Here is a 14,388-nt window from a genome sequence, read left to right on the forward strand (position 1 = left end):
TGCACCCCAGTTTTGCCAGGTAGTTATGTTAACTATTACCTGAGCAATAACTATTCCGAGAAAGACATCATTCCCATACCGGAGTACCATAGCCAAAGCTATACCTGAGGGAAGCCAAAGGGGGGTCACCATTGTATTTGGAATAGACCAGATATGGCTTGCAAACCCACCTATTGTAAAAAAAAAGGCTGTAATTATATTCTGATGCCAAAATCTCCTTGTTCTTATTGCCTCAAAACTCATGTTTTCCTTCCAATGACTCTATAAAGTTAAAGATAGTTCATCTGTATTTTCATTTCTAGAGATTTCAGTCAACTGATAATATTAACATCCAGCATACCAATGTGGATCAATCCAAGTTGGATATATTTATCAAATTGTAATTCATATAATAAGATCGAATCTCTCCTTCTTCTTATTTTATTTTTTTGGAAAAAAATTCCTGTTCATATACAATAATCCCTTATTCTGAAAAAAGCCTTGACCCTGTTATATTTGCAAACGGTCATATTCGGCATTTGAGAATTCGAGTATTGTATCGGCAAAACAATTCTCCATGTCAGTAGCGTATGGAAAGAAGTCTTATCAAACTATAAACTCAAAAGGAATTAATTATGGCTGGTGAATTTCCTGGCTTTGGCCAGTATTTCGGTCCTAAAGTAGGCGGCATACATTCCCCTGATCCTGCAGGCGGAATATTTAAAACTTCTTGTAATACATTTCTTATTAAGCGGGATAACATAAAACCAGCCAATGATATTGCTGAATTTATTGCTTCTCGGCTTTTTGAAGTCACAGCTCCTGAATTTGGCGCTGAGGTCTTTTTAACTAATAATGTGATGGCAGCGATTTCAAAAAATAATAATCCCTTTATCGGTTCTAAGTTTTTTAAAAATTATGAAGATCTTTATAAATCATGGGGCAATAAAAGACGTTCAAGCATCCGAGAAAACCTGCAAACGCTATCAAGAAAAGAAAGCTTCACAGCAAGTGAATTAGCCAAAAAAAACGATGAGGGTCAATATATATATAGTGGCTATGAGCAGATAATTGTTAGCTCTTTGCTCATTGGTGATTTTTCTCTTCATTCTGGAAATATTGGCGTAGCCACTGAAAAAGGCAAGAAACGTTTGGTTAGGATAGATTTTGGCGCTTCATTTAAATACTTTACACCTGAAGTATCTGCCTTTCAATCTATTAGTAACCGCTTTGGTTTTGAGAAAAATTATCTCAAACATGAGCACCCCAAAGAACGCATTTTTTGTCATTCTTTCTCACAGGAATTAAGAAGAGTAGCAACTATTGACTTAACTAAAGTAGTATTCTCAGCTTGGAACGACGTCAGCATTTGCTTCAATAAAACCGCCATAGAATCATTTGGAAAACGCATTAATTTTTCTCAAGAGCAAACCGATATTGGAGGTTACATTCTTAAAATTCTTAAAGAGAGGCAAGCTTCTCTTATAAAACTTGCTGATATTATCGATAATTATTTAGTGAGTGATCCAGTCAACCAAAAAAAAATAATGGCGACCTTGCTTAATGAGAGTCAACGGCTAAGCAGATCAAATAGCGAACCGCCAAAACCTATCCCAGTTAGTCCTCGCATTAGTTTATTTAAAAGCCATTCTCTCATGCAGAGCAATAATAACAATAGCTATTTATCTGACGATGGCTTATGCGATGAAGACTCTCATAATGCTACCTCGAATCAGATCAAATGAATAACGAGTAATAATAGAGCTCTCGCATAACCTGCATCTTTTGTATTATTGCTTCGTTACAAGCATTTCTTTGGTGCTCATTTACCTCATGTAACTCCCCTCCGCCTTGCACTAATTCAAAATCTACAGGTTATGCAGGAGCTCTAATGAAGGATGAGTACTTATTCGTGGGCTATGGTCCAACTCACTTTTTATTATTATTGTGAAAAAGCAGTTCCCTGATTTCTATCGCCTATACTTATAGTGAGACTGGGCATCTTTCAGAGAACTTCCATGAAAAAAAGAATTACTTCCAATTTCATTGAAAAATTTTTATCGACCTTTATGCCCAAAATAAAATCTATTTCTGAAAACGAACAAACAGATTCACGCACTTTTCCACAAAAAACTAAATCTTCAAGCGCTAATGCTGAATCTTCAACGATTACGAGATCTCATTTAACAAATAGTGAATTTAATAAAATATTAAAGTTAAGAATAGATGAACTCAGCCAAACTGGCGGCATTATAAAAATAAAAGATTTGCTCGCTGAAAACCTTTACTCCCCTCATTTGAGTAATATTACTGTCTCTAAAATCCAATCAGATAAGATATCATTAGATTTTGATGGCATGTCTCTCAAAAATGTCAATTTTAAAAATATATCATGCCAGGAAATAAATCTAACGAATGCCACACTAAGTGATTTATGTATTACTGGTGGATTAAAATGTGATCGCTTAAACATATCAAAATCGCGCCTATCAGGGGATTGTCGCATCGTGGGGAGTAATATAAAAAATGCTGTAGTTGAGAATTGTCAGTTCGATGAAAACTTACAATTGATTGCCTTTAGAAACAATGACGATCTGACTAAGAAAATGAAATCAGCATACCCCGAGACAACTACCCTTGGACCAGGCGACTTGTTTGAACAAAAAAACCTCATTGAATTTTTTAATAAAAAGTTCGGTCCCGACTCATTAAATGAAACAGGAACTTGTGCTGGGTTATGTGTTGACTATGCTAGATATCACGTAAAGAGAATAAATAACAATACGAATAAGGCCAGCGATGATAGCTCTCTCATTAAAAAAGAAGGGTATATTTCCAAATTAGAAAAAAAATATAATCATGCCCGGTTTTTTAATGAAGGATCAAAAGAAATTTTAAGTGCAAAAAATTACCAGGCAAAAATAAAAAACTATCATACGGAATATGAAGCAAATTATATTAATGATCAAAACAAGGGGTATGAAAACGATATACTTCCTTTAGGTTCTGAGCCTATGCCCCCCAAAAAACCTATCCATGAATTGATAGATGAGCTAGTGACTTCTCAAAAAATGAATATTGTGGGTATTAACTTACACGGTAATGGAATTGGACACTCCATTGCAGTTAGAGTAGTAAAGGATAAAGGCAGTGCTATTCTTGGTTATATGCTTTATGACCCTAACTTAGGTGAATTCAATTGTGTAAGGAGTAGCTTGGAAAAAGGACAAAAAGCACTTAATCAAATAATGTCCACTTTGCAGGCCTGCTATGATAAAAATAACTTGCTGTTTGTTAATTTAGATAAAGTAGTAGAATTTGATCCAAGAAAATCAAATAAAATAAACAAATCAGAGCTAGCAAAATGGGATACCCCCCCTAGTGTCTATGGAGGAACCATTGGATCTAAAACATAAAAAAAACAACTGGCTGATTATGCCTCTTCCCACACTCAAATTGACAGGCTCACTTATCTATTTCATTTTCAATGACTCTGAGGGGGGATTTTCAATTTGACTTTCTATCTTAATTTGGGTTTCTATCGATTGCTGGACATTCAGAAATGAAGTGACCACTTTATCCCTACCCTTATATACTTCAGATGCCAATGCTTCTCGAACTTTTTGAACGTTCTGATTTTGCTGATTGCTAAAAACTTGGTTTCGCTCCAACAAAGGCACCTCAAAAACGGCCTGCTTAATTAAATTGGCATTTCTTTTATTCCCTTGACTAAAGAAATTTTGCGTTTTTTTCTCTAATCGATCGACTTCTTTTTTTACTGCATTCATCTCTGGGGAGCGCATAGCATCTAAGGCTGCTTTAATTTCTTGATTGAGCTTTACGTAATTGCTGTAAAGCTCTTGGTCTTTCATTAACATATCGTTCTTTTCAACTATAAATTCATTCAAATAATGATCATTAGGTCCCCAAGCTGTATTTTCAAGTTGTTCCAGCAATTGCTTACATTCTTGACGAATGTTTTCTCGGAGATCATCATAGTTTGTTCTTGATTCTAGCTGTGATAAAGCTGATTGTTGTTCTTCAGGTTTTTTAATTTCTTTTTGAAGATCATTATCTGGTAATGGTTTATTCAAACTTTGTGGCTCTTCTTCAATCGGTTCGATTCCTACTTTATAATAGATCTGTTTTGTTGATTCTAATTCTGAAACTGATTGAATAGGTTGTTGATTGTCGGGCTGATATTGTTTCAGATGTTGTTGTCCTTCTTTAATGAGGGTAACTAATTCACTTTGACTTTTCAAATCAAAAAAATTTGGATCTCGAACCATTGTGGGCTCAAGATGGTTAGCTATTAATTCTCTGTTTAAAAGCAACATACAAAAAGTACGACAATTAGCATCTTCAAAGGGGTGTAGTTGCTCTAGGCCTTGTACTAACTTAACGATTGCAATTAATTTTTCATCTGAAGTAGCAGCAGCACTAATTTCTTTGTAATATTCATTAATAATTGCCTGAACGCGAGATTCGATTTCTTCTAAAGATAAGGTATCCGCAACAAAGCTGAAACCTATTACCCCCATAGGGAATGCATAAATAGATTTACATAAATCATCAAATAAATTGTTCTTAATAATCTTATTAAGAAAAATCTTCGTTTTAATGTAATCCATAATAGTTTGCTTTGAAGCAAACTCGTAGATGTTTTCAAGACCTATAATATTCTGCGATGCATCTTCATATATTTTTCGTTCTTCTTCGGGAAGTGTTTCAATATCTTTAGGCGTAATTTTATAGCCTCTATATCTGTCTTGCGCCCAAGAATTAAAAACATCCCCTCTGGGAGATACCGTCCCTTTTCCAGGATACAATCCTCTGATTATATAATTATTTTTGAGACATTCCTCAAGGTTGTAAGTGTGTTTGGGTTCAATGTATTGATTCAAAATAAATTCTTTGATTCCTCCGATAGATGAAGTATTTTTAGTAATTCCAAAAAAAGCAGTACTATCCTTGTCTCTAAATTCAGTGACGTTACTTACTAACGCACCCACTTTATTGATTGCTTTAGCTCTGAGTGTTTTGATATATTGTGGCGTTAATCGTTGTTCTAATGTTGTGAGCATATAGTCATGAGCCTCGAGCATGGCTTTCATATACCCAGGTTCATTTTCAAATGCATTTTTTCCTTGGTATTGGCGATCCCTATCAATATACAAACGCCATTTTTCTTCCTCTTTGATAAATTGGTTCATATTGGTATCAAGATGATTTAATATTTAACTTATTTTAAATATAGTAGACAAAAGCTAACAATACATGTTCTGTGTTTATCACCTGAGGAAATACTTACATTATTACCAACTAAAGAAGAACTTCGTGAGGAACTACAGCGCGAGTGCATAGCTTTAAATTAATTACCTGATAATAATTAGGTAGCATTTCGAGCATAACCCGTCCTAACACAGTGTAATTCAGGGCTTCAATTAACGCTTGATTGACCAGATCAATCATTTTTATCATTGGCATCTCCTGTTTTATCAAGACGAGTCGCCAATTGACCAACATAGCTTAGATTTTGTTGCAGTGTTTTTTTCTGCTCCTCTGATAAATCCTTGCTTAATGCAGGTAATGCATTGGCTAAATCACGAATGGCAAACGCATGCTCATGTATGGACGTTAAATCATCCCCGCCTAATATTTGATCAATGGATGCAGAGTGCTTGTCTATTGCTTCCCAAATGGATGGGATGGTTTTAGGAATAGATTCAGTTGGGTTAGCAAAAACCTGGGAGCTCCCGAAAACCATCAAAACACTGGCTATAAACCCCAACCAGAAGTGGTTCTTTTGTTTCAAAGTAAAGTACTTCATGTTGTTTCTGCTTGTTGCGTTTCATTGAATTGCACTCGTTTTTTTCGCCATACTTCAATGGCGTTATACACCGTAGGTACCACCAACATATTGAGCACCGTAGAAGTCAATAACCCACCCAAAAGCACTTGGGCCAAAGGGCGTTCGAGTTCCTTTCCGGCAGGCGAACCCCACAACAAAGGAATCAAGCCAAGTGCCGCTGTGGCAGCCGTCATCAATACGGGCACCAAGCGGTCCATGGTACCATCAATGACCACCTGTTCCCGAGTTTTTCCCTGCAATCGTAATTGATTGTAGTGGCTCACCAAAATAATGCCATTTCTCGCCGCAATTCCAAACAGAGTAATAAACCCAATCATGGCGGCGACACTCATCTCGCCACTCATCACAAACAATGAAATGACCCCACCAATGAGTGCTAAAGGCAAATTAAACATCACCAATAAAGCCTCTCGAAACGTCCCAAACGCTTTATGCAGCAACATCAGCATCACAAAAATCACCAAGCCACTAAAAACCAAAATCACTCTGGAGGCTTGTTGCTGGCTTTCAAATTGGCCGCCGTATTGAATAAAATAACCGGTGGGCAGTTTGATTTTTTTCTGCACTTCCTGTTGCACTTCGGCAATCACGCTGCCTAAATCCCGCCCCTGCACATTAAAAGAAATCACTAACAACCGTTGCACGTTCTCACGATTAATTGCAAAAGGTTGCGGCTCCAATTCAATCTCAGCCACAGCTCGCAACGGGATTTGCGCATTGCTGCCTTCCCCCACCCCATGAGCATCAATCAGCATGTTTTGAATGTCCTTGACGCTGTCACGCCCTGGTTTATCCATCCGAAGATGCAAATCAAACGTGCGTTGCCCCTCTAAAACGCTGGAAACACTCACACCATTCAGAAGCACCTGCACGTCCTCTGAAATCTGCCCCACATTAACACCATAGCGCGCTGCTTTTTCGCGATCGAGTTGAATCACCAATTGAGGGACTTTAATCTGTTGCTCCTTATTCACATCCACCACCCCTGGTACTGATTTTAACAGGATCTCCATCGATTGCCCTAGTTCATTGAGTGTGGATAAATTATCCCCAAAAATCTTAACGGCCACTTGTGCTCGGACCCCAGAAAGCACTTCATCCATACGATGAGCAATGAATTGCCCCACGTTAAATACGGCTCCAGGAATATTCGCCAAATCCGCACGGATGCGACGCAGCAATTCATCGGGCCTCATGGACTTGTCTTTATCAAAATTAAGACGCACATCAAATTCACTGATGTTGGGTGGTAGCGCATCTTCATCGAGCTCACTGCGCCCTGCCCGCTGCGCAATGGAAATCACTTGCGGGTAGCGAAGCAATGCTTTTTGTACTTGTTGGCCTAAACGCATGGATTCATTAAGGGAGGTTCCCGGCAAGGTACTCATCACGACAATAAAGTTGCCTTCATGAAACTCCGGTAAGAAAGACGTGCCAAAAAAAGGAAGTAAGGCCAGTGCAAAAACAACAGCCGATAAAGCAAACGCAAGAACCGTTTTACAGTGGGCAATAGACCATTGGAGTGCTGTTAAAAAATGCTTTTTAAGCCACAAGACAAAGCGAGTTTCGGACTCCGCCGGATGATGACCCTCCCTTTCCACGGCATAATGCCGTTCCTTATTCGATAAAGCGTGCAGAGTCACTTCAACATCTTGTTGTTTTTCTTGACCACGCACCAGTAACCAGTAACACAAAGCAGGAACCATAGTGATGGAGACTACGAGAGAACCTAATACCGAGGCAATGTAGGCAATGGCTAAGGGACTAAAAATATGCTCAGCAATCCCTGATAAAAAGAAGATGGGTAAAAACACCAAACTAATGATAATCGTGGCATAAACCACTGAACTTCGAATTTCAAGCACCGCATCAAAAACCACTTGCATGGTGGGTAAAGGATGAGCTTCTTGGCGATTAATCCGTAAGCGGTGCACCACGTTTTCCACCGTAATGATGCCGTCATCGACTACTTCTCCAATGGCAATGGCCATACCACCTAAGGTCATAGAATTGATGCCAATACCAAAATAATGAAGCACTAAAATACCCACTACGAACGAAACGGGCATCGAAAGGAACGTAATAAACGAAGCACGCCAATTCATCAAAAAAACAAAAAGAACCGCAATAACAATCACAGCCCCTTCAAGCAAAGCTCGAGTTAAATTGCGAATGGCAGATTCAATAAAGCTGGCTTGGCGAAACACATTGGTCATTAAAGTCACATCGTGAGGCAAGGACTTTTTAATTTCCGCAAGTGCTTTTTCAACTTTCGCTGTGGTTGTGACCGTATCAGCCCCATACGCTTTAGAAATTGTCCCAATCACCGCATTTTGGATATTATAGGCTCCATCACCTCGCTTAATTTCACCACCAAAAGCAACGTTTGCCACATTATTCACGGTAATAGGCACCCCATTACGAACCACAATCAATGTTTTTTCGATGTCTTCAAGCGTCTTAATGCGCCCAACGGTACTCACAACGAATTCGGTTCCTGCCTGGTGAACAAAGGCACCAGGTACGTTTTGATTCGCCGAAGTCAGCGCTTGTCGCACATCTTCCACCGAGATTCGATAAGCAAGCATACGCTCAGGAATGAGGCGCACCTGGTATTGCTTGACCTCACCACCCAGGGAGACTACAGAAGCCACACCACCTAATGCCAGAATCCTGGGGCGAACCGTCCAATCCGAAATGGTGCGCAACGTTTCAGGACTTTCTGTGCGGCTAACCAACGCGTATTTGACCAACCATCCCACGGCAGACGTAACCGGTAACATAATGGGTGACTCAACGCCAGGAGGGAGGCGATTGACGACTTGTTGAATGCGTTCATTAACTAACTGGCGATTACGATAGATGTCAGTTTGGTCGTCAAACACCACTGTGATGGTGGACAGCCCCACAGACGTTTTAGAGCGCACACTAACTACCCCTGGTGTGCCATTAATCGCACTTTCCAAAGGATAGGTAATTAATGTTTCCACATCCTGCGTGGCCATGCCAGGCGCTTGCGTTTGCACCACCACTTGCGGTGGGGCAAATTCGGGAAATACATCCACTGGCATTTGTTTTAAGGTATAACCACCCAGCAAACAAAGAATAATCGTTAAGGCCAAAATCAAGGGACGATTATGTAACGACCAGGCAATTAAGTGCGTAAACATTTAGTGGGGCTCCTCTTGGTCTGAATGAGGCTTACTACTCCCACTCAACCACAAAGTATAAAGTTCACGTTGTCCTTGCGTCACAACAAGGTCGCCAGGAACTAGCCCGTCTTTAATTTCTGAATACTCATCATCCACGGCACCCATTTGAACAACGACGCGATCATAAATATCCTTATTTTGCACAAAAACAAACGACTCGTTATCTGCCTGCAACACGGCCGCATTGGGTACGGCAAGTGCTGCTTCATTATGCGCTAAAATGACGTTGGCGCGTACAAACATTCCGGGCTTTAGGAGTTTCTCTTCATTATCCAAGGTGATGCGCACATTCACGGTACGAGTTAATGGATCAAGATTGGGTTCAATTAAAGTCACTTGGCCTGGAAAAGTTCGCTTGGGGTAACTTAGGGCATGAATATTCACTTCTTGCCCTACCTTAATCTTATCTAAATCTTCTTCATACACTTGAGCGATGACTAACAGTTTGTCGCGATTGCTGATGTGAAAAAGAACGGTGTTCGGTTCAACGGCTTGACCTAAGTTAATGTTCCTGGCATCAATGATGCCCGCAATGGGTGCCGTGACCGCAACACTCGGTGGAGGATTACCCACTAATCTTGATTGCACTGTGGCTAAGCGTTGTCCTGCCTTGACATTATCTCCTAAATTCACATCAATGGCCGTCACACTTCCGCTAATCCGAATGCTCACATCCGCTTGCGCATCAGGTAACAATTGAACTTGGCCATTCAAACCCAGTATTTGTGCCATAGGACGATTGGTTGCTTCCACCACCTTGATGTCAAGCATTTTAGTTTGTGCTGGTGTTAAATGAACTGGGCCTTTAGCTCCTCCCTCACTCACTTCAATTTCTTCTCCATGGGCAAAGCACCATTGAATAGGAAAGAGTAGACTAAGAAACAGACTAATTAATGCCATCCTTCTCATTCGCTGACACCATCTCATTTACTATCCCCATTCCTTTGATACGCTAAATAAGGGCAAAACCCATTGGTTTTACCAGGACCAATAGCTGTACATAAAGCCACATACACTTGCAAATACTTTTCTAACGTGTTGAGATAAGTCGTTTGTAAATCATTTTGTTGTTTTTGTACTTGCAGCACATTCAAAAAAGAAATTTGTCCATTCTCATAAGAGTCACGAGCCAGTGTGACATTCTCAACGGCTAATTTCAGAGAAACCTGTTGCGTTTCCCTAAGACTCATTTGCAGCGCTTTTAATTGCCCATAGTTACTGGTTACTTCCGTCTCAATACTTAAATTCAAAGCACGCAAGGCCATTATTGCCTGAGTCCCTGTGTGACTTGCTTCTAAAATTCGCCCCTGATTACGATTGAAAAGAGGAAGAGGCACGGAAAGAGTCACACCCAAAGTCCTATCGGCAGGTTGAGGTGGGCCCTCTTCGACCACAATTTTATCTTGTTGTACCCCAAGCCCTACCGTCCAATCAGCAAAACGCTCGGATTTGGCCAAACGGCGATCGGCATTGGCGCGTTCAATCGATAATACGATGGATTGACGGTCCGGACGATTTTTAAGCGCTAGGGCTTTTAAACGGGGTAATTTAAGGAGCGTTCTCTCAGCGATAAAATCCATCTTAAGGGATAAGGGTGAATTGGCTTCTCGCCCCATCAATTGATTCAGTAGGGCATATTGGCTAATGCGAAGACTATGCAACAGGTGCTTTTCTTGCCCGATACGCAAATACTCAATGCGTGCGGCATTCTCGTCCAGCTTTGAAATTTCAGCCGCGTGATAACGGTTATGAATCACATCAACGAGCTCTTGGTTTATCCGTAATAAGTAATTCACCTGTTGCGTGCGACGCTCAGTAATCATCGCGGCATAAAATGCATTTGCTACTTTGGCGCTTAATTGGCGCTCTGCTTCCCTGATTTCTGCCATGGCTTTCAATACATCTAAGTTCGCCACTGTCTTTTGCTTTGCAATACGCCCAGAAATAGGAAATGCTTGATTAAACCCAGCACTTCGTGAATATTCCCCTTCATCATTAAATAAGCGATCGTCGTTGTTGGAAAGGTTGAGACTTGGATTGGGCCAAAGGCCAGCTTGTAGCAAACGGGCCTTGGCAATAGCCACATTATAACGAGCGGCTTTTAAATCCTTGTTGTTTGCAAAAGCCATTTGAGTTATTTCCTGAAGAGTCCATGCCTTCCCCGCTGTTGCCAAAGAGGCATACAGCAACAGAAGAACGACCCTATAAGAAAACCGCCAAGCACGATGATATTCCATAAACAATGGCTCAAAGAGGTCTATCTATTGTTTTATCTTGCATCGGTAGGCTCGACCTACCATCCAATGGTCTGCCACGAAATCATTTTTGGGATTGCCTTCATAAGTTTGCTGATGTTGACTCACCAAAACCGTATTAGCACCTAATAACGCCGCTTCATTTCTTAGGATATTCCGTTCATCCTTGATCAAATGTTCGTGTGATTGATAGGATTGGCTCATGCCATTGCGATCATAAGCTCTGACTCCCCCTAAAAAAGTACAGTCTTTTGAGATCTGACCCGACTGAAGAATGGTTACTTTTTCTCCTTCAGGAGTTAACTTGGCCTTATAGGAACAACCCACTAGAAGTGAGGGAATTATCACTAAGAGAGTGCGTTTCATCAGATTATGAGCCATAAATTAATCCCTTCTTTTTATTATTTTATTTTCTAGTATCTCCCACCCAATGCCATTAAACAATGGGTTGTAAAATAATAGATTATGTCATATAGATATGAGTACGCATGCCTTGGTCAATCTCTCATCCCACCCTGAGCTTCACAAATGGCTCGTTACCTACCTCCTCAAACGTTGTTCACCCATGATAACTCCGCTATATACACCGGCCAAGACCTTGATTTTCACCAAATTGGAAAATATCAATTGGCCTTATTAAAATGAGGCTATGTTGGAAGAGTCTTCCGTTTTTATCAAATCCCAATGCAATCTTTGCAACTCCATCTTTTAGGTTCCTTTTCTATTAGTGTCGTGAAAAACAACTACGATCCTTTTAAAATTATCATTGTATGGAGTAGNANGAAGGGAGGAGATATTGGTTTCTGATGCAATTTCATATTTTAATGATATTTTTATTATAAACTTTGTCTCTCGGGATTAAATTATTCTGAACAGCAATCCACTATATAATAAGAGAGATAAGCCTCTGTGCTTATGGAGAAGCCATTGAGTGACAAAAGGTATAAAAAGGAACGAGTAACTATAAGGGAAATTTTCCTAATTTTTCTTAAACTGGGATGCATCAGTTTTGGAGGCCCCATAGCGCATCTTGGCTATTTTCGTGAGGAGTTTGTGGATCGTTTAAAATGGCTGAGCAACCATGCCTATACTGATTTGGTCGCATTATGCCAATTTTTGCCAGGGCCAGCGAGTAGTCAAGTGGGTATTGCACTTGGACTGTCAAAAGGAGGGGTTCGTGGTGCAATCGCTGCCTGGCTTGGATTTACTTTACCCTCTGCTTTGCTAATGGTGATATTTGGCCTTGCTCTTATCAAGATAGGTATCCATGATAATCCTCTCTGGATTCATGGATTGAAAGTAGTTGCTGTAGCGGTTGTTGCTCAAGCACTTTGGGGCATGAGCGTTTCTTTATGTCCTGACAAAACAAGAGCAAGTCTTGCACTATTGGCTTGTATCGGTTCAAGCATTATCCCTTATGCCAGTGGACAAATAGCGATGATAATGCTTGGCGGTCTTTTTGGTTTGTTTTTTCTTTCGCCCGAAAAATCACTCCCTACCAGTGAGCCGAACATTCATCTCAGTAGACGTACGGGGATTATTGTGTTGCTTACTTTTTTTATTTTGCTCACTCTATTACCGCTTTTGTCTTTTTACATTGCAAATTATCCTTTGCAATTATTCGATGCTTTTTATCGCGCCGGTTCTTTGGTCTTTGGTGGAGGACATGTAGTTTTACCTCTATTACAAGCTAAGGTTGTTCCAAATGGTTGGGTCGATAATTCTCTTTTTCTTGCAGGATATGGCGTGGCACAAGCATTACCTGGCCCTCTTTTTACTTTCGCCGCTTTTCTTGGCGCTGTATCGACAAATTCTCCAAATGGATGGCTTGGTGCGGGCATTGCCTTGGTTGCTATTTTTTTACCTTCGTTTTTATTGATTATTGGAGCCTTACCTTTATGGGCAAATCTGCGTCAACATCCTTCCATGCAAAGAGCTATGCTGGGAATAAACGCATCAGTGGTAGGTTTGTTATTAACCGCATTTTACCAACCTGTTTGGATCAGTGCGATTTTTTCGTTGAATGATTATTTGTTAGCAATGACTGCTTTCCTTTTATTGCAATTTTGGCGTGTTCCAGCATGGATTATTGTCCTTTTTTGCGCGCTCGCGACAGGCTTAGGCTGGCATTGAACTAAAGTTCATAGATATCATTATTGCCCCAAACCATAGGCCTGGCAGTGGTTTTGGTACTTGTGCATTTAGAGTGAAGTATTAAAATCTGACCCTCTTGATAAATACCCAGATACTGCTTTTTTCGGTGCAATCAATATGCGCATGAGTGAAGAGGATTTTGCAAGATGGAAATACGTCATCGATAATGCTCTTGAATTTGTCCCCTTCAAAAAATTTGAGCATTTAAATCTTCCGGATGAGCAAAGACTAGAATTGGAGCAACTTTTTCAGGAACGCCAAGGAAAGCAAAATATTCCCCGCTAAATAAGCAGATTAAGGCCTCCTGGCGCTGACAGCCACATAGCAGAGATCGCCATGGGGGCTGTTATTTGATTAAACGCGTTGTGGTGACAGAGGCGACTGGACGATTAGCGGCTGGCTTAGATTATCTAGCGACTGCTCGAGGTCACGAGTTCTCTCTTCATCAATGACCGATATGGCCGTCAAATCATCGCCAGGCTCATCGCACACGCCAGTACACCACGCCGCCGCCCCCCAGCCTTCGCGCAATATCGCAAATGAAAAACCCAGTCCAGAATCTACCGAGAAAGATCCGGGGGAAAACCACAAATCACTACTATTCGTTCCCCAGGTATAAAATGTGAGCGCACGTTTTAGGTTATTCGGATTAGATACATCCAGCAAAGCGTTATCCTCAATTATGTCCCGAAAAGAGCGTTCAGGATGACAGTATTCTTGGGCAATATGCGCAGGGACTTCCCGCTGGGCGCGCCCGACTTCTTCTATCCAGATTTTATCAAGCATTTCCCAATCAGCCCCAGATTTATTTGGGTTATTATTATACTCCTCCACATAATGCTGTAATGCTTTTTTTAATGGCGTGAGGTCAAAATGGGCTTCCCAGTGGTCTAGGATCTGCCCCTGTTTATCTTGG

The 14,388-nt window shown here is 40.6% G+C and carries 10 protein-coding genes and 3 pseudogenes; 4 read left to right on the top strand and 9 right to left on the bottom strand.

Annotation, left to right across the window (positions count from 1 at the left end; translation table 11 throughout):
- Window positions 1–243, bottom strand: a pseudogene (locus OK13_RS14875) (histidine kinase); the annotation flags it as partial.
- 371 nt (window positions 244–614) lie between these two features.
- On the opposite strand from OK13_RS14875, the gene OK13_RS11820 reads away from it, so the two are divergent.
- Together OK13_RS11820 and OK13_RS11825 are read left to right on the top strand one after the other, a co-directional pair.
- A complete protein-coding gene (locus OK13_RS11820; protein ID WP_035891013.1) occupies window positions 615–1,724 on the top strand; it encodes a hypothetical protein in 1,110 nt (369 codons plus the stop codon).
- Between the two features lie 273 nt (window positions 1,725–1,997).
- Entirely contained in the window at window positions 1,998–3,395 is a 1,398-nt protein-coding gene (locus tag OK13_RS11825; protein WP_035891015.1) for a hypothetical protein, read from the top strand.
- A 57-nt stretch (window positions 3,396–3,452) separates the two neighbouring features.
- Here the strand turns inward: OK13_RS11825 and OK13_RS11830 are convergent, their stop codons facing one another.
- The 7 genes and pseudogenes from OK13_RS11830 to OK13_RS11855 all read right to left on the bottom strand — a co-directional run bounded on the left by OK13_RS11830 (window position 3,453) and on the right by OK13_RS11855 (window position 11,699).
- Window positions 3,453–5,192 (bottom strand): Fic family protein, encoded by a 1,740-nt coding sequence (locus tag OK13_RS11830; RefSeq protein ID WP_035891017.1) that lies wholly within the window; start codon window positions 5,190–5,192, stop codon window positions 3,453–3,455.
- Window positions 5,193–5,301: 109 nt separating this feature from the next.
- On the bottom strand, window positions 5,302–5,460 hold the full coding sequence (locus OK13_RS14610) for a hypothetical protein (RefSeq protein WP_160264750.1): 159 nt from the start codon (window positions 5,458–5,460) through the stop codon (window positions 5,302–5,304).
- A pseudogene (locus OK13_RS11835) lies at window positions 5,453–5,809 on the bottom strand (transporter); the annotation flags it as partial. The pseudogene OK13_RS11835 and the gene OK13_RS14610, both read right to left, overlap by 8 nt.
- Window positions 5,806–9,021 (bottom strand): efflux RND transporter permease subunit, encoded by a 3,216-nt coding sequence (locus OK13_RS11840; RefSeq protein WP_035891020.1) that lies wholly within the window; start codon window positions 9,019–9,021, stop codon window positions 5,806–5,808. The pseudogene OK13_RS11835 and the gene OK13_RS11840, both read right to left, overlap by 4 nt.
- The gene (locus tag OK13_RS11845) at window positions 9,022–9,990 is read right to left on the bottom strand and encodes an efflux RND transporter periplasmic adaptor subunit (protein WP_035891021.1); all 969 of its coding nucleotides are present in this window, start codon (window positions 9,988–9,990) and stop codon (window positions 9,022–9,024) included.
- A complete protein-coding gene (locus OK13_RS11850) occupies window positions 9,987–11,300 on the bottom strand; it encodes a TolC family protein (protein WP_035891023.1) in 1,314 nt (437 codons plus the stop codon). The genes OK13_RS11845 and OK13_RS11850 overlap by 4 nt, the downstream gene beginning before the upstream one ends.
- A gap of 24 nt (window positions 11,301–11,324) precedes the next feature.
- The gene (locus tag OK13_RS11855) at window positions 11,325–11,699 is read right to left on the bottom strand and encodes a DUF4156 domain-containing protein (RefSeq protein WP_035891025.1); all 375 of its coding nucleotides are present in this window, start codon (window positions 11,697–11,699) and stop codon (window positions 11,325–11,327) included.
- A gap of 546 nt (window positions 11,700–12,245) precedes the next feature.
- Between OK13_RS11855 and chrA the strand changes: the two genes are divergently transcribed.
- Both chrA and OK13_RS14615 read left to right on the top strand, forming a co-directional pair.
- Window positions 12,246–13,451, top strand: coding sequence for a chromate efflux transporter (gene chrA, locus OK13_RS11860; protein WP_420911429.1), 1,206 nt, complete (start codon window positions 12,246–12,248; stop codon window positions 13,449–13,451).
- Window positions 13,452–13,589: 138 nt separating this feature from the next.
- On the top strand, window positions 13,590–13,757 hold the full coding sequence (locus OK13_RS14615; RefSeq protein ID WP_160264751.1) for a hypothetical protein: 168 nt from the start codon (window positions 13,590–13,592) through the stop codon (window positions 13,755–13,757).
- Window positions 13,758–13,826: 69 nt separating this feature from the next.
- On the opposite strand, the pseudogene OK13_RS14620 reads toward OK13_RS14615, so the two are convergent.
- Window positions 13,827–14,388 (bottom strand): annotated as a pseudogene (locus OK13_RS14620) (SidC); the annotation flags it as partial.

The organism is Legionella norrlandica, from assembly GCF_000770585.1.
In the GTDB taxonomy this organism is placed as follows: domain Bacteria; phylum Pseudomonadota; class Gammaproteobacteria; order Legionellales; family Legionellaceae; genus Legionella; species Legionella norrlandica.

Bases quoted from the DNA above. Each gene is read 5' to 3' on its own strand.
- OK13_RS11820 (WP_035891013.1), top strand. From the start codon at position 615: ATGGCTGGTGAATTTCCTGGCTTTGGCCAGTATTTCGGTCCTAAAGTA.
- OK13_RS11825 (WP_035891015.1), top strand. From the start codon at position 1,998: ATGAAAAAAAGAATTACTTCCAATTTCATTGAAAAATTTTTATCGACC.
- OK13_RS11830 (WP_035891017.1), bottom strand. From the start codon at position 5,192: ATGAACCAATTTATCAAAGAGGAAGAAAAATGGCGTTTGTATATTGAT.
- OK13_RS14610 (WP_160264750.1), bottom strand. From the start codon at position 5,460: ATGATAAAAATGATTGATCTGGTCAATCAAGCGTTAATTGAAGCCCTG.
- OK13_RS11840 (WP_035891020.1), bottom strand. From the start codon at position 9,021: ATGTTTACGCACTTAATTGCCTGGTCGTTACATAATCGTCCCTTGATT.
- OK13_RS11845 (WP_035891021.1), bottom strand. From the start codon at position 9,990: ATGAGATGGTGTCAGCGAATGAGAAGGATGGCATTAATTAGTCTGTTT.
- OK13_RS11850 (WP_035891023.1), bottom strand. From the start codon at position 11,300: ATGGAATATCATCGTGCTTGGCGGTTTTCTTATAGGGTCGTTCTTCTG.
- OK13_RS11855 (WP_035891025.1), bottom strand. From the start codon at position 11,699: ATGGCTCATAATCTGATGAAACGCACTCTCTTAGTGATAATTCCCTCA.
- OK13_RS14615 (WP_160264751.1), top strand. From the start codon at position 13,590: ATGCGCATGAGTGAAGAGGATTTTGCAAGATGGAAATACGTCATCGAT.